The organism is Acinetobacter sp. 16 (genome assembly GCF_033439925.1).
GTDB lineage: Bacteria > Pseudomonadota > Gammaproteobacteria > Pseudomonadales > Moraxellaceae > Acinetobacter > Acinetobacter junii.
This window is the reverse complement of sequence record NZ_CP137746.1, coordinates 2,806,788-2,831,562: the sequence shown is the minus strand read 5'-3', so window position 1 is coordinate 2,831,562 and position 24,775 is coordinate 2,806,788. Positions and strand designations below refer to the sequence as shown.

Annotated in this window: 23 protein-coding genes; 15 read left to right on the top strand and 8 right to left on the bottom strand. The window is 37.7% G+C overall.

The annotated features are described in order from the left end of the window. The first annotated feature begins 9 nt into the window (after window positions 1-9). From glnE to R2H34_RS13630, 7 genes are all read left to right on the top strand, one after another. Window positions 10-2,757, top strand: a complete 2,748-nt coding sequence (glnE, locus tag R2H34_RS13660) for a bifunctional [glutamate--ammonia ligase]-adenylyl-L-tyrosine phosphorylase/[glutamate--ammonia-ligase] adenylyltransferase (RefSeq protein ID WP_004964099.1) — start codon at window positions 10-12, stop codon at window positions 2,755-2,757. A gap of 26 nt (window positions 2,758-2,783) precedes the next feature. Further along, window positions 2,784-3,710 carry a branched-chain amino acid transaminase gene (locus R2H34_RS13655; RefSeq protein WP_004950342.1) on the top strand — a complete coding sequence of 309 codons (927 nt, stop codon included), beginning with the start codon at window positions 2,784-2,786 and terminating at the stop codon, window positions 3,708-3,710. A 142-nt stretch (window positions 3,711-3,852) separates the two neighbouring features. After that, on the top strand, window positions 3,853-5,013 hold the full coding sequence (locus R2H34_RS13650; protein ID WP_151834318.1) for a nucleotide sugar dehydrogenase: 1,161 nt from the start codon (window positions 3,853-3,855) through the stop codon (window positions 5,011-5,013). Between the two features lie 166 nt (window positions 5,014-5,179). Next, a complete protein-coding gene (locus R2H34_RS13645) occupies window positions 5,180-5,935 on the top strand; it encodes a hypothetical protein (RefSeq protein ID WP_004950347.1) in 756 nt (251 codons plus the stop codon). Between the two features lie 27 nt (window positions 5,936-5,962). Next, window positions 5,963-6,958: a Stealth CR1 domain-containing protein gene (locus R2H34_RS13640; RefSeq protein ID WP_318342309.1), complete on the top strand. Its 996-nt coding sequence runs from the start codon at window positions 5,963-5,965 to the stop codon at window positions 6,956-6,958. 14 nt (window positions 6,959-6,972) lie between these two features. Next, on the top strand, window positions 6,973-7,731 hold the full coding sequence (locus R2H34_RS13635) for a glycosyltransferase family 25 protein (RefSeq protein ID WP_280094927.1): 759 nt from the start codon (window positions 6,973-6,975) through the stop codon (window positions 7,729-7,731). Between the two features lie 75 nt (window positions 7,732-7,806). Further along, entirely contained in the window at window positions 7,807-8,718 is a 912-nt protein-coding gene (locus tag R2H34_RS13630) for a glycosyltransferase family 32 protein (RefSeq protein WP_039047050.1), read from the top strand. 18 nt (window positions 8,719-8,736) lie between these two features. On the opposite strand, the gene R2H34_RS13625 is transcribed toward R2H34_RS13630, so the two are convergent. Together R2H34_RS13625 and R2H34_RS13620 are read right to left on the bottom strand one after the other, a co-directional pair. Further along, window positions 8,737-9,633 carry an LPS biosynthesis protein gene (locus tag R2H34_RS13625; RefSeq protein ID WP_016540680.1) on the bottom strand — a complete coding sequence of 299 codons (897 nt, stop codon included), beginning with the start codon at window positions 9,631-9,633 and terminating at the stop codon, window positions 8,737-8,739. 78 nt (window positions 9,634-9,711) lie between these two features. Continuing rightward, on the bottom strand, window positions 9,712-10,614 hold the full coding sequence (locus tag R2H34_RS13620; RefSeq protein WP_016540679.1) for a hypothetical protein: 903 nt from the start codon (window positions 10,612-10,614) through the stop codon (window positions 9,712-9,714). 681 nt (window positions 10,615-11,295) lie between these two features. Here R2H34_RS13620 and R2H34_RS13615 point away from each other — a divergent pair. From R2H34_RS13615 to R2H34_RS13600, 4 genes are read left to right on the top strand one after another with little or no spacing between them, the layout of a single operon-like run. Then, complete coding sequence (locus R2H34_RS13615; protein WP_016540678.1) at window positions 11,296-12,105, top strand: glycosyltransferase family 25 protein; 810 nt, start codon at window positions 11,296-11,298, stop codon at window positions 12,103-12,105. Further along, complete coding sequence (locus tag R2H34_RS13610; RefSeq protein WP_016540677.1) at window positions 12,102-12,866, top strand: glycosyltransferase family 25 protein; 765 nt, start codon at window positions 12,102-12,104, stop codon at window positions 12,864-12,866. Before R2H34_RS13615 ends, R2H34_RS13610 begins: the two co-directional genes overlap by 4 nt. Window positions 12,867-12,903: 37 nt before the next feature. Further along, window positions 12,904-13,683, top strand: a complete 780-nt coding sequence (locus R2H34_RS13605) for a glycosyltransferase (RefSeq protein ID WP_039047049.1) — start codon at window positions 12,904-12,906, stop codon at window positions 13,681-13,683. A 20-nt stretch (window positions 13,684-13,703) separates the two neighbouring features. Continuing rightward, the gene (locus R2H34_RS13600) at window positions 13,704-14,855 is read left to right on the top strand and encodes a glycosyltransferase family 4 protein (protein ID WP_039047048.1); all 1,152 of its coding nucleotides are present in this window, start codon (window positions 13,704-13,706) and stop codon (window positions 14,853-14,855) included. Window positions 14,856-14,877: 22 nt separating this feature from the next. Here the strand turns inward: R2H34_RS13600 and R2H34_RS13595 are convergent, their stop codons facing one another. From R2H34_RS13595 to R2H34_RS13580, 4 genes are all read right to left on the bottom strand, one after another. Further along, entirely contained in the window at window positions 14,878-15,741 is an 864-nt protein-coding gene (locus R2H34_RS13595) for a lysophospholipid acyltransferase family protein (protein ID WP_016660158.1), read from the bottom strand. Between the two features lie 5 nt (window positions 15,742-15,746). Next, window positions 15,747-15,968 (bottom strand): hypothetical protein, encoded by a 222-nt coding sequence (locus R2H34_RS13590; protein WP_004908914.1) that lies wholly within the window; start codon window positions 15,966-15,968, stop codon window positions 15,747-15,749. A gap of 160 nt (window positions 15,969-16,128) precedes the next feature. Continuing rightward, the gene (gene aspS, locus R2H34_RS13585; RefSeq protein WP_004950367.1) at window positions 16,129-17,910 is read right to left on the bottom strand and encodes an aspartate--tRNA ligase; all 1,782 of its coding nucleotides are present in this window, start codon (window positions 17,908-17,910) and stop codon (window positions 16,129-16,131) included. A gap of 153 nt (window positions 17,911-18,063) precedes the next feature. Then, window positions 18,064-18,822: a DUF4184 family protein gene (locus R2H34_RS13580; protein WP_212388111.1), complete on the bottom strand. Its 759-nt coding sequence runs from the start codon at window positions 18,820-18,822 to the stop codon at window positions 18,064-18,066. Window positions 18,823-18,956: 134 nt separating this feature from the next. Between R2H34_RS13580 and znuD the strand changes: the two genes are divergently transcribed. Together znuD and R2H34_RS13570 are read left to right on the top strand one after the other, a co-directional pair. Continuing rightward, the gene (znuD, locus tag R2H34_RS13575; RefSeq protein WP_318342308.1) at window positions 18,957-21,032 is read left to right on the top strand and encodes a zinc piracy TonB-dependent receptor ZnuD; all 2,076 of its coding nucleotides are present in this window, start codon (window positions 18,957-18,959) and stop codon (window positions 21,030-21,032) included. A 78-nt stretch (window positions 21,033-21,110) separates the two neighbouring features. Beyond that, entirely contained in the window at window positions 21,111-22,574 is a 1,464-nt protein-coding gene (locus R2H34_RS13570) for a phospholipase D family protein (protein WP_318342307.1), read from the top strand. Window positions 22,575-22,604: 30 nt separating this feature from the next. On the opposite strand, the gene R2H34_RS13565 is transcribed toward R2H34_RS13570, so the two are convergent. Next, window positions 22,605-23,051 (bottom strand): hypothetical protein, encoded by a 447-nt coding sequence (locus R2H34_RS13565; RefSeq protein WP_004908900.1) that lies wholly within the window; start codon window positions 23,049-23,051, stop codon window positions 22,605-22,607. Between the two features lie 168 nt (window positions 23,052-23,219). Here R2H34_RS13565 and R2H34_RS13560 point away from each other — a divergent pair, with 168 nt between their 5' ends. Together R2H34_RS13560 and R2H34_RS13555 are read left to right on the top strand one after the other, a co-directional pair. Next, a complete protein-coding gene (locus R2H34_RS13560) occupies window positions 23,220-23,705 on the top strand; it encodes an RcnB family protein (RefSeq protein ID WP_004908899.1) in 486 nt (161 codons plus the stop codon). Between the two features lie 138 nt (window positions 23,706-23,843). Further along, window positions 23,844-24,221 (top strand): RcnB family protein, encoded by a 378-nt coding sequence (locus R2H34_RS13555; protein ID WP_004908897.1) that lies wholly within the window; start codon window positions 23,844-23,846, stop codon window positions 24,219-24,221. Window positions 24,222-24,257: 36 nt separating this feature from the next. Here R2H34_RS13555 and R2H34_RS13550 read toward each other — a convergent pair whose 3' ends face one another. Beyond that, a complete protein-coding gene (locus tag R2H34_RS13550; RefSeq protein WP_004950384.1) occupies window positions 24,258-24,755 on the bottom strand; it encodes a phosphate-starvation-inducible protein PsiE in 498 nt (165 codons plus the stop codon). Window positions 24,756-24,775: the final 20 nt, after the last annotated feature.

Sequence of the window (24,775 nt, the reverse complement as noted above, 5' to 3'; positions counted from 1 at the left end):
CTTTTTTATATGAATGCGGAACAGCTACATAAAACCTTAGTTGCAAGCCAATATGCAGAACAAGTTTTAAATTTATACCAATCAGAATTAGAACAAGCCTATAGCAAAGATCAATTTTCAACCTCTTTATCTACCGAAACGATTCACCAAACCGTCCAAGAAACGGTTGCAGTTCAGACTGATGAGCAAGCATGGATGAAGGCATTGCGTATTTTGCGTGCTAAATTAATGTTTCGTTGGATTTGGCAAGATGCAAACCAATTAACCGATGTAGTGACACTGACTCGAGAGCTTTCTGATTTTGCTGATGCTTGTATCTGCGTTGCGAAAGATTTTGCGCGAAAGCCATTGATTGCTAAACACGGTGAGCCAATCGGTTATTCAGGTCAGGTTCAGGATTTGATTGTCATTGGAATGGGGAAACTTGGTGCAAAAGAGCTGAATTTATCCAGTGATATTGATCTGATTTTTGCTTTTGATGAGCAAGGTGAGACTAATGGTCGTAAATGTATTGATGTTCAGCAATTCTGTATTTTGTGGGGACAGAAGTTAATTTATCTGTTGGACCATATCACTGCGGATGGTTTTGTCTTCCGTGTGGATATGCGTTTACGTCCGTGGGGTGACGGTTCAGCTTTAGCGATCAGTCATACAGGTTTGGAAAAATATCTGAGCCAGCATGGGCGTGAATGGGAACGTTATGCATGGATTAAAGCCCGTGTGATTACAGGTGGAAAAGAAGGCGAAGATTTGATGGATATGGCTCGTCCATTCGTCTTCCGGCGTTATGTTGATTATTCTGCATTCGCTGCGATGCGTGAAATGAAAGCCATGATTGAGCGAGAGGTTCTACGCCGTAATATCGAAGATGATATTAAATTAGGCGCTGGCGGAATACGTGAGATCGAGTTTATCGTGCAAGTTTTTCAGTTGATCTATGGTGGTTCCCGACGTGAGCTGCAAGATCGACAATGTTTAGTTAACTTGCATCATTTGGGTGATGCTGAATTATTAGATCAGCAAGCTGTTTTTGATCTTGAAGATGCTTATTTGTTTTTAAGACGAGTTGAACATGCAATTCAGGCATTAAATGATCAACAAACTCAATCTCTACCGTCTGAACCTGAATTGCGCCAACGTATGATAGATACCTTGGGTTTTAGTGATTGGAATTCTTTCTTAAATGTTCTGAATCAAAAAAGAGATAAAGTCAAAGTTCAGTTTAAACAACTCATTCAAGAGAAAGAGTTCTCTGCTCCCATAGATGATTCTGTAGAACTAGAACAACGTCTGAATGCAGTTCTGGATGATGATGCTAAAAACTTGATCCAAAATTTTTGGCATGGGCAAGCACTACGTAAAATTCCTGCGAGTGCTTTAGAACGGCTTAAGAAATTTTGGCCTCATCTAGTCGAAGCCATTTTACAATCAGATCAACCTCAAATGGCTTTATTACGATTAATGCCCTTGGTTGAGTCTGTATTACGACGAACTGTCTATTTAGTCATGTTGATGGAAAGTCGTGGTGCTTTGCAGCGTTTAGTAAAAATGGCGACAGTAAGCCCGTGGATCTGTGAAGAGTTAACACAATACCCCGTCTTGTTGGATGAGTTCCTTTCAATGGACTTTGGGTTGCCTCAACGCAAAGATTTAGAAGATTCCTTACGCCAACAATTAATGCGCATTGAAATTGATCAGGTTGAAGATCAAATGCGAGTATTGAGGTTGTTTAAAAAGAGCAACGTACTCGCTGTAGCTGCCAGTGATGTTTTGGCTGAAAGTCATTTAATGAAAGTCTCAGATGCATTAACAGATATTGCTGAAGTATGTGTCCAAGCGACTTTAAATTTAGCTTATCAAGCGATTGCGCAACGTCATGGTTACCCTGTCAACAGTCAGGGTCAACGATGTAGTTTGGATGCGCAAGCTTTTGCCGTCATTGGTTATGGCAAGCTAGGTGGTATCGAGTTAGGCTATGGTTCTGATTTGGATTTAGTATTTATTCATGACTTTCAAGAGCAAACAGAGACTGACGGACGTAAAGGGATCAGTGGTGCAGAGTTTGCGATCCGTGTTGCTCAGAAATTTATGTCCTTGATGACTACTCAAACACTTGATGGTCGGGTCTATGAAATTGATACCCGATTAAGACCGTCTGGTGAAGCAGGGATGTTGGTGACGAGTCTGAAAGCTTATGAGCAGTATCAACAAAAAAGTGCTTGGCTTTGGGAACATCAAGCGCTCGTTCGTGCACGTTCAATTGCAGGTGAGAAAAGTTTATGTGAGCAATTTGAACGGGTACGCTGTCAAATCTTAACTCAGGTTCGTGATGAAAATCAGGTACGTCAAGAAGTGTTAAAAATGCGTCAGAAAATGAAAGATCATTTGGGTTCATCTTCTGAGCAAAAAAAACATGGGATTTTTCATTTAAAACAGGACTCAGGTGGTATCGTTGACATCGAATTTATGGCACAGTATGCAGTGCTTGCATGGAGTGGGACGAATACAGATCTCGCCCATTTTTCCGATAATGTAAGAATTCTAGAAGATGCTGCTAAAGCAGGCTGCTTATCCAGTGAAGATGCCACAGCATTAATACACGCTTATCTCCGTGAACGAGCTGAGAGCCACCGTTTAGCACTTGCAAATCAATCTATGCAAGTTAATGCTGCGGATTGGCACGATACCCGCGAGATCGTTTGCAAGTTATGGCAAAGGTTAATTGATCCAAGTGCAATAGCATTGGAAAGTGAATGATTGTGTAAAAAAATGGAGTATGTGCGATGAGTTTGGCTGATCGTGATGGTTTTATTTGGCAAGATGGAAAATTAGTGGATTGGCGTGATGCAAAAATTCATGTCTTAACTCACACACTACACTACAGTATGGGCGTCTTTGAAGGTGTCCGCGCCTATGAAACCCCAAATGGTACAGCAATCTTCCGTTTGCAAGATCACACTAAGCGCTTATTAAATTCAGCAAAAATTTATCAAATGAATGTTCCATTTGATCAAGCGACATTAGAACAAGCACAAATTGACGTTGTTCGTGAAAATAAATTAGCGTCTTGCTACCTTCGTCCATTAATTTGGATTGGCTCTGAGAAACTTGGTATTGCTGCAACAGATAACACGATTCATGCTGCTGTAGCTGCATGGGGTTGGGGCGCATATCTTGGTGAAGAAGCGATGGCACGTGGTATTCGTGTAAAAACTTCTTCATTCACTCACCATCATCCAAACGTGACGATGTGTAAAGCGAAAGCATGTGGTAACTACACAGTTTCTATCTTGGCACACCAAGAAGTCGCACGTTCAGGTTATGACGAAGCAATGTTGCTTGACCCTCAAGGTTTCGTCTGCCAAGGCGCTGGTGAGAATGTATTCTTGATCAAAGATGGTGTATTACATACACCTGATTTGGCTGGTGGTGCATTAGAAGGAATTACACGTCAAACGGTGATCACGATTGCTAAAGATTTAGGTTATGAAGTGATCGAACGCCGTATCACACGTGATGAATTCTATATCGCTGATGAAGCATTCTTCACAGGTACAGCTGCTGAAGTAACACCAATCCGTGAGTATGATGACCGTCAAATTGGTTGTGGTTCACGTGGTCCGATTACTACAGAAATTCAAAAGACTTTCTTTGATGCCGTCCAAGGTCGTAATGATAAATATGCAGATTGGTTAACTTACGTTAAATAAGTAAAACTCTGCGAAGAAAGCGAAGCATGAGCTTCGCTTTTTTATTGAAACAATGTCAATAGATTGCAATTAAATCATCATTAATCTTTCATCTAACTTCTTTAGCTTGGTCACTAAGATCAAGAATAAAATCAGAGAACGAATGAAGATTACTGTAGTGGGTGCTGGCTATGTGGGTTTATCAAATGCCTTATTGTTTGCTAAGCAGCATGATGTGGTTTTACTAGATATTGATAAAAGTCGTGTAAAGTTATTAAATCAAAAAGTTTCACCGATTAGTGATACTTGTATACAACACTATTTAACTGAGTCGCATCTTGAGGCAACGACTGAAAAAGAGCGTGCCTATCAGGATGCTAAGCTGATTATTATTGCAACCCCAACAAACTATAATCCTGAAACCAACTATTTTGATACTTCTAGTATTGAATCTGTCATCGATGATATTCAAAAAATAAACCCAAAAGCGCTGATGATTATTAAATCTACAGTGCCTGTGGGCTATACCAAAGAAATTTCGAATAAGCTGAAACTTAAGAACTTAATATTTGCTCCAGAGTTCTTGAGAGAGGGGCAGGCCTTACAAGATAATCTCTACCCATCTAGAATTATCGTAGGTGAAAGATCTAAACGCGCAGAAAAGATTGCGAAATTGTATTTAAAAGCCACGGTCAGAAAGGATGCAGTTTTACTCTGTGTTGACTCAACTGAAGCTGAGGCCATTAAACTATTTTCAAATACATATTTGGCAATGCGAGTAGCATTTTTTAATGAGTTGGATACGTATTGTATAAAAAACAAACTAAGTGCTTTGGATATTATTAAGGGTGTGGGTTTGGATCAACGCATCGGTGATCACTACAATAATCCTTCTTTTGGTTATGGAGGTTATTGCTTGCCTAAAGATACCAAACAGCTTTTAGCTAATTATGATGATACTCCTCAAGAGCTGATTTCAGCGATCATTCGCTCTAACCAAACTCGCAAACAGGCGATCATTGAAGATATTAAGAGTCATAATGTTTCATGTGTGGGGATATTTCGCCTAACGATGAAAGCCGATTCAGATAATTTTAGAGAATCTGCTGTTCATGATGTATTACAAGGACTTGCTCAAGAGGGTATAAAGATTGTGATTTATGAGCCTACTTTGGATGTTAAAGAGTATTTGGGGCATCCAGTGATGTGTAGTTTACAAAAATTTAAATCGGCTTCTGATCTGATTATTGTCAATCGTATGGTGCCGATGTTCAGTGATGTCATGGAAAAAATCTACACTCGAGATTTATTTGGTATCAATTGATAAGGTGAAAAAAACATAAATGGCTTGAAGGGTTTGACGAATTAATAATAAAAAAAGTTACAAGGTCTATGCTAAGATAGCTCAACATTCAGTGCATATTGTTTTGACGATTTGGGATTATTTTCCGCGCATTTAAAATAATATCTAAGGCATTTAAGGTTAGCAGATGGCAGACATTCAACAAGATTCGGCAGCTCATGAAGACAATATTATTTTGTGCATGAAATGGGGAACCAAGTACGGTGCCGAGTATGTCAATCGTTTATATAATATGGTGCAACGCCATCTTACTTTACCTTTTAAAATGGTGTGCTTAACGGATCGTACAGAAGGTATTGATCCGAATGTACAATGCTTCCCGATTCCTCCATTAGATTTGCCTGCAGGAAGTCCAGAGCGTGGGTGGAATAAACTCTCAACTTTTGAACCTGATCTGTATGGTTTAAAAGGCAATGCACTGTTTTTAGATCTCGATGTTGTCATCGTAGATAATATAGATTGCTTCTTCCAAGAACCAGGTGAGTTTCTGATTATTCATGACTGGAAGCGACCTTGGCGCATTACGGGGAATAGTTCGGTTTATCGTTTTAAGTTAGGAGCTTTTCCTGATATTTTGCCGTATTTTCGTGAAAATTTTGATGAAATCCGTCAGAAATTCCGTAATGAGCAAGCCTATCTATCTTGGTTTGTTCACAAAGAAGGAAAATTGAGTTATTGGAATGATCAGTGGTGTAAAAGCTATAAATATCATTGTCTAAGAAAAATACCATTTGCTTATTTCCAAGCACCAGTAAAACCAGAAGGCGTTAAGATTATTATTTTCCACGGTGAAATTAATCCACCTGATGCAATCAATGGTGGTGGTGGTAAATGGTATCGTTATGTATTGCCATCAGATTGGATCAAGGATGCTTGGCAGTAAATCTGTATTTATGGAAGGTTTTGATTTATGAATCAAGGTTTGCATCCGCTTGATATCGTCATCGCATGGGTTGATGGGAATGATATCTCTCTGAAAAATAAACGCCGTCAATTTATGAATCAAAACGAACCATCAAATGCTTTGGATGACACTCGTTTTGCAAGTAACGATGAAATCTATTTTTGCATCGCCTCAATTCTTAAGTATGTTCCATATGCAGGCACGATTTATGTCGTGACGGATCAGCAAACACCTTTGTGGTTAGACCAATTTTCCCAGCAAGGTTTATGTCCTGCTGAAAAAATAAAAATCGTTGATCATCAAGAATTATTCCGTGGTTATGAGTTTGCTTTACCAACATTCAATTCATTAAGTATTGAAAGTATGTTGTGGAATATTAAAGGGATTTCAAATCATTTTATTTATCTGAATGATGATTTCTTTTTCAATCAACAGTCTGATTTAAGTGATTTTCTTATTGATGGTCAGATGGTGATATATGGACATTGGCAAGCAACACTCATCAAGAAAATGAAATATATTTTCCGAAAATTCTTACAGCAGAATTTTGGAATGGTAGCTGAAGCGAAATATTCAACGGCTCAAATGTTGAGTGCAGATCGTGTGGGAATGACCAGATATTACGAAATTCATCATCGCCCTCATATTCTCAGTCGTGATTTGCTCAGTACTTTCTTTAAGAATAATAAAGAGCTTTTAGACCAGCAAATTCAGTTCAAATTTAGGAACATTGATCAATTGTTACCAATGGGATTGTCTAATCATTTAGCAATTCAATCTGATCAAGCCGTTTTAAAAGATGATATTGATATTGCTTATTTAAAAGATGGTCGTGATTTGGAAAAATTTATATTAGCTTTATCTAATTCTGAGATTAAATTTGGCTGTATACAAAGTCTAGATCAATTGGAATCATTAGCAGAAGGACGCATCCGAGCCGCACTGATTCAAAAATTTACAGGGTTTTTACCCAGCCAAATTCAACCGACTACTGCGGTTTAAATGAAGGAAAGCAAATGAAAGTTGTGACTTATCTTATTAATTTAGACGGCAGTGATCAACGTTTAGCAAGTGCGACAGCTCAGCTCAATCAAGCGGGATGGGATTTTAGCCGATTCTCTGCTTATGATGGGCGAGGTAAAGCCTTATCTGAATTTGAAAACTACGATGATCTTGCTGCTCAGAAAATATTAGGGCGTAGTTTAATGAATTCTGAGTTGGGTTGTTATCTAAGTCACTACGGTTGTGCTGAAAAATTTCTAGAAACGGATGCCGATTATTTAGTTGTCTTAGAAGATGACATTGAAGTGTTGCCTAACTTTAAACAAAATCTTAATTCATTAATCAGCTATCTTGATCAGCATAAAGAACTCGAATGGTATGTGGTGAATCTTGCTGCAAAAAAGAAGAAATTGGCAAAAGACATTGTTCAGATTGATGGTTATACAATCTGGCATGCTTATTACTTTCCCATCCGTGGTGTAGGTTTAGTATGGTCAAGAGCAGGTGCTGAGGCATTTGTTGAGCTTGGTAAAACCATGCAAGTTCCTGTCGATATCTTTTTTCAAAGCTGGTTAAGTAAAAATGGCAAAGGATTGGGGGTGTGGCAGCCTTTTGTCCAACCTGCAGGGATTGATAGTGATATTCTAGGCACTGTGGCAACACAGGGTATTCAACGTAAAGCACTGGAAAATAGAAGTGCTTCACATGGGTTCAAAAAACAGAAAAGAATGTGGCGTGATCGTTTTTATGCGATTAGGCATCTTTATTTTTAATTAAAATTGTTTGGGTAAATCACTTTGGAACAAAGATGGGCTGAAGTAATATAAAGATATGGCTGAGTGACCTGTATGAAAATATTTAAAAAAATATTCTATCTCTTAAAGTTCTATACGATGTATTCGAACAAAAAGAGAGGGGTTAATGCAGCCATAGACAATGAAGCAGATTTGATTGTGCTTAATCCGACTATTACTGATGCGGCCATTCCAAAGAAAATCTGGATGTATTGGGAAGGTCCGCTGGCTGGATTTGTGAAAGAATGTGTGGAACAAGTTAAAAAGACCAATCCAGATTATGATGTTCATTTTCTCACACCAGATACAGTGAAAAGCTTTTGTGATATTGATTTTGGTCGCTTCCCCAAGGCAACACCACAACAAAAGGCCGATCTGCTCCGTTTTGAATTGATCTATCAATATGGTGGTATTTGGTTAGATGCCAGTACGATTGTATATGAGTCTTTAGACTGGATTCAGGATCTGGTTAAAAAGACCAAGACCAATAGTTTTGCTTATTATCGTGCCAAGAACACGACCATCAAAACTTCTCCTGTTTTAGAAAACTGGTTGTTGGCAAGTGCTGCAAAAAATCCATTTTTTAAGTACTGGTTTGATGAACTGGTTACGGCGATTGAATTAACGCCCAAAGCTTATCTGCAAAAACTCAAAGAAACCGAACCTGATTATCAGGACTTGATTCAGCACATTGGCCGGCTGGAATATCTGGTGGCGTATGTGGCTTGTCAGAAAGTGATGCGTAATCATTTACCAAGTATGTGCTTAATTAACTGCGATAAGAATGCGCTGTATTTTCAGGTCAAGCACCAATGGGTCAAAGAAAAAGTACTTATTGATATGGCAATTCACTATCCACCTGCTGAAATGCCAAAACTGATCAAGCTTGCAGGTAAGGAAAGAAAAACCCTGAGTCATTATTATGAAAAAGGGATGTATCTAGAAGGTTCATTACTCGATATCTAAAACAAGAGCTTTCAGGGTTTAAAGCAAGGTGCTCGGGTCAATCTTCTCAAATGCTTGTACAGCACTGCTTGGAGACAGGTTAAAAACTTTAATCTCTTTTTCTTTAAATAGCGTTGCCGCGACATCAAAGGCTTGAAATACGTCATCGACATGATGATTTAAGGTGGTCGGTTGCTGTCCGCCAATACTTTCATAAAAACGTGGTTGAGAAAAATTATTCATGTCTAAACCCGCGATATAAATTTCTTTATACCCCAGTGTATAGAGAATCTGAAGGGCTACATAAGCCACGGTAAAGTAGTCAAAAGTCCCTTTATAGATATCAAGTGAAAAACCCATGCCTTTGTGAATAAAGAAGTCAGTTTCATTTTGATCAAAGTGTCTAGCATGGTCTAAAAAGGTTTCGACTTGACCGTCAGTAATCGTTTCAATAGTTTTGATTTGGCAATGAAGATCTTCAATCCGAACATGTCTTAAAATCAGGTCTAGGCAACGAGGTGTGGTGTAAAACGTGCAATCGCTATTCAAGACTTTTTGAACTAGGTCGAAACGATTATTCACAAAGTTATGGTCAATAATGACATAACTGGAAAATGGAATTGAATCAAATGCGATAGCACCATTTACACCGATATAATCTTGATCGCTTTGATGCAGAATTTCAGGATTTAGTTGTTGAATCGAAGGGCCTGTTGCGACCAGCGTGCATTTTTTATGCGAAACTTGTGGGGGAATGAGATTATTAGAAACCAGTTTTTTCTTAAAATAAATTTTCTCAATACGATTCTGTGAGTCGCGTTCAACACTATAAAGTGGCCAATAGCGACGGTTGTGTTTTGCTACTTTAGGGAAGAAAAGTTTATAAATCAATTTATAAATACTTCTAGAAATACGACCTGAAAAGAAGTGAACCATTTAAAAACTCATTTATAAAATCATCAAGAGTAATGAAACTAGATAGCGGATTAGAGCTGATCTAGTTTCAATTATATTTTAGTCATCTAAAGAAAAACTTTTCTTTTTCAACTTGGTTTTTAGGTTGTGAAGGGAGCGTGCAAACCAATTTTTATCTTCTGGGCGTGTCACTTTATTGCCACGATAATGTATTTGGGATGCTTTAGAGAAATCACCAAATGGCTCAATACGATAGTTCTCTGGATGATAACCGGCGGCAATCGCCTCTTGATAATATTGATCAAATAGTTCCGTCAAATCCTCACGTGGATGCGGCATAATTTTACCATCAAACCAATGTTTCTGACCTGCAGCCTCTAGGCGTGGTAATGAATACTTGTGGCTAAACTGGGTACCCATATCTGAATAATGCAGGATTTTGATTTGATCAACAGCTAAATCTTCACCATCAATATTATTGTAGGAGTCTTGATAAGATTGAACTAATTTGGGTTTGTCTTTTAAAAGCCGCATCAGCTTTTTATGGCTTTCAGGATCAGCTTGAATCTCTTTTAATGGGGGAAGATATGCTTTGGCTTTCTCACAATCCCAAACACAAGTACAGAGTCTGGCTGAGTTCTTTCCGCCTTTGGCAATCACCATTGCATCATCTTTTTTAGGGTGCGCCCACAATTCTGCAATATCGCAGAGTACGACGACATCAGCATCCATATAAATGGCACGACCTTCAAAATTACATGATTCTGGAATTGCCCATCTAAAACCTGAAAAAGGGGTTGCCCAGTGTGCTGTATGCCAACCTTCACCAGTTTGCTGATTGGTATACCATGGACTATTCGGATCGTGACTAAGCTGCATCCATATAATTTCAACTGGATGATTGGTATGCTTGCGGACACTATAGTCCAGAACCATCATTTGTTCTAAGTCACAGTTGTTCGGATCGCAACCAACAAAAATTTTAATTGTGGAGTTAGACATTCCTAGCTTCCATTTTTTAAGGCTTTGCCTTCGATTATAACTAAAAAGCGCGGTTATTTTTGAAATATTTCTCTAATTTTTGATTGTGTTATAAAGTTTTTGTGTGAGCTAATGTAATGATAATAAATATATTTTATATGGGAGTTAAAGTGCTATTTAGATGTTGTCCCTATAGTTTATAGATTTTGATTTATAACGGCCATTTTGTTGTCATTCTATTTTTAAAGAGGAAAAAACTTTAAAATATTAAAAATAATTAATGATTTGAGCTGGATAGATATTTTATTTGAATAAAGGCGATGTTTATCAATGGTTTTTAATCTAACTTGATGGGGTTTTGATAAAAGTTTGAGCCTGTGTTTTTAGTTGCAAGATTATGTTTTGCTGTGTATGAATTGTAAAAGGGATATATTTAAAAAATGCAAATTAATCAATTGCTGTAAAAGCAGAAGTATTTGATTTAAATTAATATTGGTCTTTAGAAAAACACATCTAACTTACCATAACAAACTGATGCAAAGGCACGCTTGTTGCAAGTCATATTGAATGAATATGTCCTCAATTAATGTTCTATTTGAAGCGTAGATCACTCATTTCATTGGCTTATAAAGATCGTAAGCTTAGGTAATCGAAATAATGTACATCATTATGAAAAAAACAGTATCCTTATGGCCTGTAGGCATGTCGCCTAATTTTTATGAATTTTCCATCAGTATGAAAAAGTTTGTTATAAGCCTTTCAAGCGCTACAGAGCGCCGTAGTCATATTTCATCTCAATTTGAGGGGCAGGGAATAGCGTTTAATTTTTTTGATGCAGTGACCCCTGATATTGCAGCTCGTGATGCTCAGGTGATGAAATTAAGTATACATGAGAGTTATATTGCAAAAGGCGAGCTCGCATGTTTTATGAGTCATGTTCATCTATGGCAAAAAATCGTAGATGAAAATATTCCTCATATGGCAATTTTTGAAGATGACATTCATCTAGGGGAAAAAGCAGATCTTTTTTTGAATCATTCTGATTGGATTGAAAACGATTGGCATTTGGTCAAATTAGAGGCTTTTACACCCAAAGTGATCTTAGGCTCTAAATGTAAAGACTTTCCTGATGTTGGCAGAGCAATTTATAAATTACCTGGCAAAAACTTGGGTACAGCGGGTTATATTTTGTCTTTACAAGGGGCAAAATTTTTACTAAATGAAATTAAAAAAATTGATTACATTATTCCCTTAGATAATTTCATGTTTGAATATGTTGTTAAAAATCATGGGTTTGAAATGTATCAAATGCAACCTGCATTGTGTATTCAAGATACGATTCTTCATTACCGTTCAAGTAGCGTACAGCTTAGAAGTCAGTTAACGTCTGAACGAAAGAAAAGAATGAGAGCCAATAAAGTTGGTGGTTTGCAAAAAGCATTGGTTGAAATAGCTCGAATTGCAGCACAGTTAAAAATTATCTTTTTTGCGTGTCGAGTAACTTATAAGTGAGAAGTTTTGTTATTAGTCTAAAATCTGCAGTTGATCGTAGATTACATATACAGGAACAATTTGCTTGTAAGGATATCCCTTTTCAATTTTTTGATGCGATTGAACCGCAAGAGATTGATGAGCTTGCTCAAAAGTATTCAATTTCTATTCTTGACAGTGGTCTAAGTAAAGGCGAGTTAGGATGTCTATTTAGTCATGTATTGCTTTGGAAGAAAGCAATTGATGAACAGATGGACTATATTGCAGTGTTTGAAGATGATATCTATTTGGGTGAGCGTGCCAATGACTTTCTAGTGAATAGTCAATGGATTAAGGGTAGATGGGAAATTTTAAAACTCGAAAAAAATTCTAAATTTAATTATCTATCAATTAATAATAAAGTGACAGTAGAGCATGGTCGGGTAATCTCAAAATTATTAAATGCTAATTTTGGTACGGCCGGATATATTCTTTCCAATAAAGCAGCTAAAAGTTTATTTAACTATGTAAAAGCATTAGCGTCAGTTGATCATATTGACCAAATAATGTTTAAAAAATATTTACAGGATGGAGAATATTCTGTTTATCAAATGAACCCCGCTCTCTGTATTCAGGAATACTTGTTATATCCAGAAACTAAAAAGTTCAAATCGAGTTTATCGTGGCGAAATACAGAGAAAGTCAAAGAAAAAAATCTGCTGCAGAAGGTGAAGAGAGAGCTTATACGAGCATTCTTGCAACTTTATCGACTTCCATTCAAAGTTAAAATAAAATTTAAATAGTCTTAAATGTTTTATGCATTTGACTGATGAGGTACCAATGGAACTTCCAACGATTCATGCGCTGTGGATTGGCAAAACCTTAGGCCAGATTTCGAGTTGTTGCCTGAGATCATTTGTGATGCGTGGGCATAAGGTTTTGTTACATGCTTATGACACAATTACTGATGTACCAGAAGGTGTAGAGTGTGTTGATGCAAATCTAATTATTCCAGCAGACAAAATTTTTAAACATAATCAAACAGGAAGTTATGCACTTTTTTCTGATGTGTTTAGATATGAGTTATTAAAAAAAGTTTCTGGAATATATGTTGATTGTGATGTTTATTGTTTAAAGCCTATTGAGATTCCTGAGTCTCAATATTTATTGGGCTTTGAAAGTGATCATAAGATCAATGGTGCAGTATTAGCAATGCCTCAGGATAGTAACTTGTTAGCCGCTTTATTGGATGCTGCTTATAACCCATTTTTTGTACCTCCATGGTATAAAAAATCTCGTCAAAAACGCTTAAAACTCAAAAAAATGTTAGGTATAGGTCAGCATATCGCAGATATGCCATGGGGCGTTATAGGCCCTGATGCGATTACTCATTTTGTAAAGACACAAAACTTAGTTGAATTTATCCAGCCTATAGATGTGTTCTATCCCGTACATTATCAATGTATTGGTCAATTGACTGATTCAGGCTTAAGTATTGAAGATATTACGAGTACGAGAACGCTTGGTATACATTTGTATAATGAGATGCTGAGAAATTTAGATTTGGATAATATTGAACACAATAGTATTTTGGCCAAAATGTTTAGAAATGAAATTTAAATGCAGAGTAAAAATTTAACATGAGTGTCGAAAAGAAAAAAATCAAAATTGGCCTAATTATTGATGAGTTTTTTGGTGCAGTTGGTACTGCTTATGGCGGATATGGTTTTTTAGCTAGACGGCATATTGCAAAATATCTTCCGAATGAGGATTTTCAAGTCGATGTTTTATTAGGGAGAGGAAAGCATCGTTTTTTTGCTGAATCTTATGAGGTAGATGATGTCGACGTATATCGTCTACCGAGAGGAAAATGGTTTGCAAAACAATGGTTAAAAAAACAGAATTACGATATCTATTTGAGTATTGAATTAACTTATGGTTATGTTTTAGAACATGAACCCGATAAAAATAAAAAACTGATTTTATGGATTCAGGATCCTAGACCAAGTTACGAATGGGATGAAATTAATACAGTTCAGTTATTTCCTGAGACGTCATATTATAATCAGAAAATATATGATTTAGTTAATAACTGGTATAAACAAGACCGAATTAAGTTCATATCACAAGGATATTTTTTAAATCAAAAAGCCAAAGATTTGTATCATTTAGAAGATACTGTGGATATCCAATATCTTCCAAATCCAATTGATATCGATGAAAATTTTCATTTTGATACGCACCAGAAAAAAAATATGATTATTTTTTTAGGTCGAATTGAGTCGGTAAAACGAGGTTGGTTGTTTTGTGAAATTGCTAAAAAAATGCCCGAGTATGAGTTTTTTGTATTAGGTCAAACTTTTAGAGAAGATGAAAAAAACTCTGAAATCATGAAGGATTATTATGCAATTGAGAATTTGCATTTTGCTGGTCATGTTGATGGGGCAGAAAAAGAGCAATATTTGAAAGATGCTAAAATATTGGTGAATACTTCCATTCATGAGGCACTTCCGATCTCATTTCTAGAGGCCTTGTCTTTCGGTACATTGCTTGTAAGTAATCGTAATCCAGAAGCGTTGACTGAGAAGTTTGGTATTCATGTTGGGGATGTTCTTGGAGATGGTTTTGATAAAGTTGACCTTTTTGTCAATGCAATTAGAAGCCTAATGCTTGATGATGAAAAGTGTCAGAAATTAGGCCAACAAGCGATTCAATATATTAAAGATAGACATAGTGTTGAAGACTTTCAGGAAAATATGCGGACCACAGTGCTACGTACCTTAAACAAGTGATTAGAGCGCGTCTGTGCGTGGTTTAGGCGTAGTGGTTGGTTTTGCTACCCCTAAACCGTTTATAGCCCCACATATACTCAGCAGGAAAACGGTTAATCATCTGTTCAACCGCTTGGTTGAGTGCAGTTGTAGCAACCTCAATATCTCGATCATATAACTGCGGATCATTCAAATCATCACAGTACACATCAAAGCCTTCTCCATCTTCACGACGGAAGCAACTTAATCCGACTAGACGACATTGGGTTTTCTGTGCCATTTTACTGGCGAGTGTGCTGGTGAGGCAGGGAATTCCGAAAAAAGGAACCACGACACCGCCAGAGGGATCAGGAACATGATCGGGTAGAATCACGCTGAAACCGCCTTGTTTTAGATTCTTAAACAGGGCCTTTACACCAGATGCATCGGTAGGAACCAAAGTTGCATTGAGGCGTTGGCGGGCATGCAAGGCAAAAGCATTAAATCCTGAATCTTTCATGGGTTTATACATGATAGTTGGAATACCGTATTGGTGTACCCATGCATTCATCATTTCCCATGTACCCAGATGCGGTGTAATAATCAGTGCACCTCTTGGGTCACTGAGCGCATCGGTTAATACATCCAAATGATGCACCGTATGAATCTGTTGAATGCTCCATTCAGGTGGCATTGCCCAGCATTTTCCAGATTCAATATAACTGAGACATTGCTTGGTAACGCTTTCTCTCGCAAGCTGCTCTTTTTGTTCTAGACTCAGTTGTGGGTAAGCTAGCCCTAAATTGACTCTGGTTTTCCACAGCATACTTTTATTGGGGTTTTGATTGATAAAGTATGCCGCCACTTTTGCAATACTGCGCAAAAATGCTAAAGGTAGAATACGGAGTAAAGTGGTATAAAACGACATTGCGATTAATCTTGTTTATTCGCGTTGCCTTTGAGGACCATATAAATGAGGGCGACAAAGATTAGAAGTGCACCTGCTAAGCTACTAACGCAAAAATATAAAATGCGTTCATTGGTCGTCATATTGAAAAGTTCATTTGCTAAGATATAGCGCATAAAAAACCATTGTGCCAAAGAAAACACAATAATCACAATTGCATGTCGACGTACATCAGGACGCATTGCCATAACAATGACCTCTCAATAAAAAGCAGTTCATTATGCCACTAGCATAGATATTCTCAAAGTATAAATTATCGTACGAATGCTCTCTAAAAGGAGGGGATCTAAAAGCCATAAAAAAACCCTGTACAAGACAGGGTTTTTATTTAATTCATAAAGCTACAGATTATTTTTCTTCAGCTTTCGGCTTTTCACGTAAACGAATGCCTAAGTCACGCAATTGATTTGCTTCAACAGGAGCTGGAGCTTGAGTCAATGGACATTCAGCAGTCTTTGTTTTCGGGAATGCGATCACATCACGAATTGAAGATGCACCAGTCATCAACATGATCAAACGGTCAAGACCAAAAGCCAAACCACCGTGTGGAGGTGCACCATAACGTAATGCGTTGAGTAAGAAGCTGAATTTTTCTTCCGCTTCTTCTTCGCCGATACCTAAAGCTTCAAAAATTGCTTTTTGCATTTCTAGTGTATAGATACGAAGTGAACCACCACCAATTTCAGTACCATTCAATACCATATCGTATGCAACTGATAGTGCCGCGCCTGGATTGCTCTTTACTTCTTCAACACTTGATTTTGGTAGTGTGAATGGGTGGTGAACAGAAGTCCATTTGCCATCATCAGTTTCTTCGAACATTGGGAAGTCAACAACCCAAAGTGGAGCCCACTCGCACGTTGCAAGATTCAAGTCATGACCGATTTTCACACGAAGTGCACCCATCGCATCATTTACGATCTTCGCTTTGTCAGCACCAAAGAATACGATGTCACCGTTTTCAGCACCAACGCGTTTGAGTAGGTCAAGTACGATTGGTTCGATGAATTTAACGATTGGTGATTGAAGACCTTCGATGCCTTTCTCAAGTTCATTGACTTTGATATAAGCCAAGCCTTTAGCACCGTAGATGCCTACGAATTTAGTGTATTCGTCAATCGCACTACGTGGTAATGAACCTGCACCAGGAACACGTAACGCAACAATACGACCTTTAGGATCTTTTGCAGGACCAGCGAATACTTTGAACTCAACGTCTTGCATTAAGTCTGCAACGTCAACAAGTTTCAATGGAATACGCATATCTGGTTTATCAGAAGCATAATCACGCATTGCGTCGGCATAAGTCATACGTTCGAATTTATCGAATTTTACATTCAATAATTCGTTGAACATTTTAACTGTTAAGCCTTCCATTAAATCCATGATGTCATCGTCACTCATGAACGATGTTTCAACGTCGATTTGGGTAAATTCAGGCTGACGATCTGCACGTAAATCTTCGTCACGGAAACATTTCGCGATTTGGTAATAACGATCAATACCACCTACCATCAACAATTGTTTAAACAATTGTGGTGATTGTGGAAGCGCGTAAAAACTACCATTTGAAACACGGCTTGGTACTAAATAGTCACGTGCGCCCTCAGGAGTTGCACGAGTCAAGATAGGTGTTTCAACGTCTAGAAAACCGTGATCTTCGAAATAGTTACGAATTAAGTTAGTAACTTTAGAACGGAAGCGTAAACGATCTAACATTTCTGGACGACGGATGTCCAAGAAACGATATTTCAAACGAATTTCTTCAGAAATATTGGTATTTTCGTCATTTAATGGGAATGGCGGAGTTTCAGAAGCAGCAAGAACTTCGATTTCTTTTGCCAAAACTTCAATTTGACCACTCACCATGTTGGCATTTTCAGTACCTTCATAGCGACGACGTACACGACCTGTAATTTTTAAAACAAATTCAGAACGTGCTTTATCCGCAGTAGCGAATGCTTCTGGTGTATCAGGGTCAATAACGACTTGAACTAAACCATCACGGTCACGCATATCAAGGAAAATCACACCGCCATGGTCACGGCGACGATGAACCCAACCGCATAGAGTAACTGTTTGATCGATTTGGGCTTCAGTTAAAGAGCCACAGTAATGAGTGCGCATCATATTGAATTATTTATCCAAACTATATTGGCTAGAAGGTGAATGCGTAAACAGCGCAGCACCAATGAAGGGGAGATTATGCCTTGTTGAACGTATAGTCTCAAGTCTTAATGCTTTAACAGAATCTTAAACATCCGCTTTTAATTAAAATGAGCTTTAGTTCTTATTTCGATCTAAAAATAACAGGACTAAACACGATGTAGTAAATAGTATTAATCCTGTCTGAGTGAACTCATTAATTGATTTACCGATAAAAAAATATCGTTCGGTGTTCCAAAGATCAGAATGGATGTGGTGATTATAGTCCCAGACAGATAACATCCCAGAAATTGTTGAAATTATTAAGCTTATGATCATGAATAGTTTAATTTTTACAGGAACAGCTTTCAGTTGTTTATGGGTATGGTAATAGCTTTTACACATGCAAAAGATAAAAGGTAAAGCCACAACAGATGAAGTAATTTGCAATATGAAATGTAAGGGATAATTTAAACCAAATATTGAAATATTCTGAGCCAGTAAATCTTTAAAAGCGAAAGTTCGAAAATCGAGATGCGTTAAACCATCCCATACTAAGTGGGTTGCGGTACCGATGATAATTGCAAAACAAGTCATTAATACGAACGCGACGATTTGATCAAACGATTTAATATTTAGAGGATGAATGATTCCAAGTACTCGATACATCACAGGGCGGTAGATCAGATACCAAAGTAAGCAGAAAAACAAACCTATCGGAAGGTTGGGAAAAATAACTCCTGACCATTGGTGTGCGATAGGTAGATTGGCTTGAGTAAATAAACGATATAAATCAGGTGTCATGCATCCAATCGCCAAAGCAGCAATAGGAAGATGTCCTTTAGTCAGTTTTGATAATGGTGGTGCAAGTACAGCGTGGGAAAGTGTAAAAGGCATATCGTTAGAAAACGAGTTTTTATGAAATCATGGAGCAGCAGTGTAGCAAATGTTTCGTGTTGTGATGTTTCTTATTGCAAATTGGATGAAATGTTATAATATAACAAAAAATAAATTGGTTCGAGATAATGTTCATGTTGTTTTATAAAAATATATTAACGCTGTCTATATTAGCAGCTGTTTCTGTAACAGCTTTTGCTGCTGAAAACGAAAAAGTTGAAAGCTTAGAAACGATTAGAATCAAAGCGCATCCATTGGAACAAACCTCACAGGATTTTGCGGTAGCCGATAGTGTGATTGATCAAACTAAATTATCACAAGGTGCCGTAACCATTGGGGATGTACTTGGGCAACAAACGGGGATTTATTCAAATCAGTTCGGCGCTGGTTCAAGTCGTCCTGTCATCCGCGGTCAAGATGGTGCTCGAGTCAAAATCTTACAAAACTCATCTGAAAACATTGATGTATCGACCTTATCACCTGATCATGCGGTAACTGTAGATCCTGCATTAGCAAAACAGGTCGAAGTGATTCGTGGTCCATCTACATTATTATTTGGTGCAGGTACAGTAGGTGGTTTAGTCAATGTGATTGACAGTAAGTTACCTACGCAAATGCCTGAAAAAGGTTATGAAGGAAATGTTGGATTACGCTACAACACTGGAAGTGATGAAAAGCTGGCAAGTGCTGGTGTTACAGTTGGTTTAGGCGATCAAGTAGCATTACGTGTTGAAGGTTTAAAACGTGATGCGAATAATTACATTGCACCCGATTATTTTCATGAAGGTGAAAAAGAGCGTCGAGTTGATAATACTTTTGCTGAAGGTCAAACTGTAAATGTTGGTTTGTCATGGATCTACGATCGTGGTTTTACAGGGATTTCTTACAGTAATCGTCAAGATAAATATGGTCTACCTGGCCACAGCCATGAATATGAAAGTTGTGAGGCTCATTTAGTTGGGGCTCCACATTTACATTGTGGTGATCATGGACACGAAGATGAGCATGGTGGTGATCATCATGATGAACATGAAGGTGAACACGTACATGAAGCCGGACCGTGGATTGATTTAAAATCTGAACGTTATGACATTCGTTCTGAATTAGACAATCCGTTCAAAGGTTTTAAGAAGTTTAGAGCGCAAGCAAGCTATACAGACTATCAGCACGATGAAATTGAAGAAGATACGATTGCTACTCGCTTCAAGAATAAAGCATATGATGGACGTGTTGAGTTGGTACATAACCCTATAGGTGCATGGGAGGGTGTGATAGGTACTCAGTATGGACAACAGAAATTAAATTTAACGGGTGAAGAAGCATTCTTAGCGCCAAATACGACAAAAAAATGGAGTCTTTTTGCCCTAGAACATGCTCAATTCAATGACGTACATGTCGAGTTGGCAGCTCGTGTGGATCAACAAAAAATAGATATCGAAGATTCAAGTAAGAAAGATTTTGATGGTTCAGCATTTTCTGCATCGGGTGCCGCTAACTGGGAGTTTGCACCAGACTATAAACTTTCTTTAGTTGCATCGCATCAACAACGTTTACCACTAGCTCAGGAGTTATATGCTGATGGTAAACATTTTGCGACCAACACCTATGAGTTAGGAAATGATCAGCTCAAAAAAGAGCAGTCGAACAATGTGGAATTAGGCTTCCATTATGATAACAACCGTTTTGATTATCATATCCATGTTTATCATAACTGGTTTGACGACTACATTTACGCACAAACTTTAGATCGTTACGAAGACTTCCGCCTAGTAAAATATACTCAAGACAAAGCACGTTTTTATGGAGCTGAGGCAGAAGCTGCTTACCAAATTTCTCCGACATACAAAATCGGTGTGTTTGGTGATTACGTGCGTGGAAAAATCGACAATGAAAATGCTCCACGTGTTCCAGCGGGGCGTTTAGGGACTAAAGTAAATGCTGATTTTGGTGATGGTTTCACTGGATCTGCTGAGTATTATCATGTCTTTAATCAAGACAAAATCACGGCATATGAAACCGAAACGCAAGGTTATAATATGTTGAATCTTGGTGTCGCTTACTCGGGTCAATATAGTAATTTAGGTGATTATCGCGTTTTTCTAAATGCAAATAACCTTTTAGATGACCAAATTTATCAACACGCATCGTTCCTTTCAACGATCCCGCAAGTTGGTCGTAATTTTACAGTGGGTGTAAATTTTAACTTTTAATTTTCACTGAAATCTTATTGAAATATCAATCTATAAGCTCTAGCCTTGGTTCATTAGGCTAGGGCTTTTTCTGTTTATATGCGCATCTTCCAAAAAATTCATCAAAAGTTAAACTGGTCAGGTCGACGTTACATGGCAGTGATATTATGTATTTTAGCGATAGGATATATTGCTTCTGCAATTTATCATACGGTGAAACCTCTTCCTAAAGGTTTGAATTTCACTGGTCAATTACGTCATGCCAATGTGAAATTTCTAGCAGACCAAACTTATGTCGATGCGCAAGGAACGCAACATCTCGATCAGAAAATTTTTACTGAAATTTTTAAATTAATTGATGATGCACAAACCACAATTGTGCTGGATATGTTTTTGTTTAATCAAGAAGTAGGTCAATCCAAGATTCAGCAAATCCCTTTGATGCAAAAATTAACAAATGCATTGATTCTAAAGCGACAACAGAACCCGGCCATTCAAATTGTATTGATCACTGATCCAATCAACTCTGTATATGGTGGGATTGCACCTGAACATTATCGTTTATTGCGCCAAGCAGGTATTGATGTAATCGAAACAGATTTGAAACCTTTACGTGCATCTAATCCACTTTGGTCTGGTTTTTGGTATATCTGTTGTCAGAATCTAGGCAATAGTTCAGAGGGTGGATGGCTAAAAAATCCATTTGGTGACGATAAAATCACTTTACGTAGTTATTTAGAACTCTTTAACTTCAAAGCAAATCATCGAAAAACTTTGGTTGTGGATACGGAACAAGGTTGGAAAAGCTTAGTGACTTCTGCAAATCCACATGATGGCAGTTCACATCATAGTAATGTTGCTTTAGTTGTAGATGGTCCAACTGCGGTTGATATGCTACAGACAGAGCAAGCAGTTGCATCTATGTCTAAGGGCTCAAGTCCTGTTGTGATCATGGGTGCATTTGCTGAGGATAAGAGCTTGCCACAAGTGCAGGTGCTGACTGAAAAAGCAATTTATGATGCTGTAATCAAGATGATAAATGGGGCTAAAGCTCAAGATCATTTAGATATTGCTATGTTTTATTTATCAGAACGACAAATTATTGAGGCACTTAAACAAGCTAAAAAGCGTGGTGTTGATGTGCGGATGATCTTAGATCCGAATAAAGATGCATTTGGTCGACAAAAAAATGGTATACCCAATCGACAAGTTGCTTCTGAATTGAATGCTGTTGGTATTCCGATTCGATGGTGTGATACTCATGGAGAGCAATGTCATAGTAAAATGCTGCTTAAATATAATCATCAGCATGCAGAGTTGATTCTTGGTTCTGCAAATCTAACTGCACGCAATTTAAAAAATTATAATCTTGAAACCAACATGAAAGTTGTTGGGAATACACAAGCACAGGTTTTTCGTGATGCAGAGACATATTTTAATTCATCGTGGAATAACCTAAATGGCCGTCAAATGACGGTTGATTATGCAAAGTATGCAGATGAATCAAAATTAAAATATTGGATATATCGTTTTATGGAATGGTCTGGATTGTCGACGTTCTAAAAAGAAAGAGGCTTATAGCCTCTTTTTTTATTATGGATTTGGTGGAATCAACTGATCCAAATCCTTATCAGCAAGTTGATCTAATTCACTTAGATCAGTTTGAATTTTCCACTGGCTTTCATCTTCAACAGGGTTGGGCAAACGTGCTTCAAGCCAATCACAAACGGTATTGGGATCAAATTCAGGATGGTTACATTGAATGACCCATGCCAAAAAGTCCTTTGCTTCACCATTCATATAGGGTGGTGGTGACACAGGGAAAAATTGTGTTGGTAAGCGCTCGTTGGTTGATAAGTAATTCAGAACATGTCCAAGTTCTTGAACAGTTTGCCATGCCAGTGCGTGTTCTACATTAATACTAAATTTAAACCACCACGCATGTTGCTCGTCTGTGCCATGTGCAATGATTCTTTCCTTTTGCACGCTTGGAATTTTAGAAAAGAAATCGTAAAGACGATCAAAATTCATTTCAGACACTGAACCACTCCAATACTAAAAAAAAGATATTAACATACTTAAGTTATGCTTCATTCAACATCAGCCCATCTTGTAAATTTTACTGGTTGTCGAAAAAAATATTATTACTACAGTGCTGGTGTTTTTCTGTACTAAACTAATTGTAGAAATCATTTTGAGGCACTAGAAATGAGGAAAAATAAACTTCAAATTTTGAGTTTAACTTTGGTGATCAGTGCTTTGCCAGCCTTAAGCTACGCAAATAACTGGAGCGGCTATCGAGGAGTTGAACGTCGTCCATATCATGAATCTCAACAAACTTATCAACCTCCAGCTCAAGATCCTTTTGCGTTCTCAAATCAGCGTTATACACCTACAGCACCACCGAAGGGGTATTATTATCAACCCTACCAAAATAATCACTACTCTTACCAATATCGCCCAAGTGTCAGTATTGAATACTATCCTGAGACTCACTCTGAACATACATATCACCGAGAGGCATTTGTAGTCGGAAATGAGTTACCAAGTGAGTTTCGGAGTGAGCGTTATGTGATCCGAGATTGGGATTATTATTCTTTACGCAAACCACCACGTGGACGCCATTGGGTGATGATCGATGGAAGATATTTTTTAGTGACTGATGATAATTTTAGAATCGAAATTATTCGATGAGCTTTAATACCTTAGGTTGAGATATCTCCATAGTTTCTCAGTATTGATTACAAAGTTTTGCAATCTCATTCGTTTTATTCATGGTTTCTCCTAGAGTTTTGCTTAATCTGAGTTCAGATCAAAACAGAGGATCAAACAATGAAAAAGACAGTTATGTTGTTGGTATCAAGTTTAATGTTTGGTGCATCTGCTTCAGCAATGGCAGATTCAAATCGTTGGAACAATCATCACGACTATAAAGATCGTTATGAGCAGCGTTACGATCGAAATGACCACCGACATGATCATAGAGATCCACCGCGATGGTCAAATGCAGATCGTGGAAACCATTATGGACAGCGAGTAAACTTTATACGTGGCGAGCGTTTACCATCGGAATTCCGTAGTAAACGTTATGTGGTTTCAAACTATCGCTATCATCGTTTATATCAGCCACCACGTGGTTATAACTGGATGCAAGTACAAGGAAAATACGTGTTGGTTGATTCAAAATATCGTGTTTATCGAATCGCATAACTTAATGAATTTAAAAGCAGCCGTAAGGCTGCTTTTTTATGCAAGCTCATCGTCTTGAGGTCGAGGTGTCTTATTTGCTGGAATTTGCTGTTCCTGCTCTTTGCCTCGGATCACAGAGGGGTAGTTCCATGAAGCAAAACGGACAATCAGAATAGCCAAAGCTAAGATCAAAATGGATCCTGTGATGATGACCTGATCCATAGACGCTTTGTGATTATGTTGAATATCTGCGATAAGCAAGCGTGTAAGTGCTGTGATTGCAACATAAATCAGAAATCGTACAGGCATATGGTTGGTTTTGAAGTAAATTCCAACCATAGCGCCAAGCTCTAAGTAGATAAATAATAATAAAATATCATCAATCGTCGCATATTTTTTGACGGTTAAAATATCAATTACGGTATGAACTGCTGACCACGCGATCATACAGCCAATAATAAACAAAGCTAAATAATGGAATGCTTCAACGGCATAGTGACCAAATCTGTCAAATAAGCGTTGAATGCTTTCGAGTCTCTCTTTTGAAGTCGGCATAAAGATTAAATATTCTATAA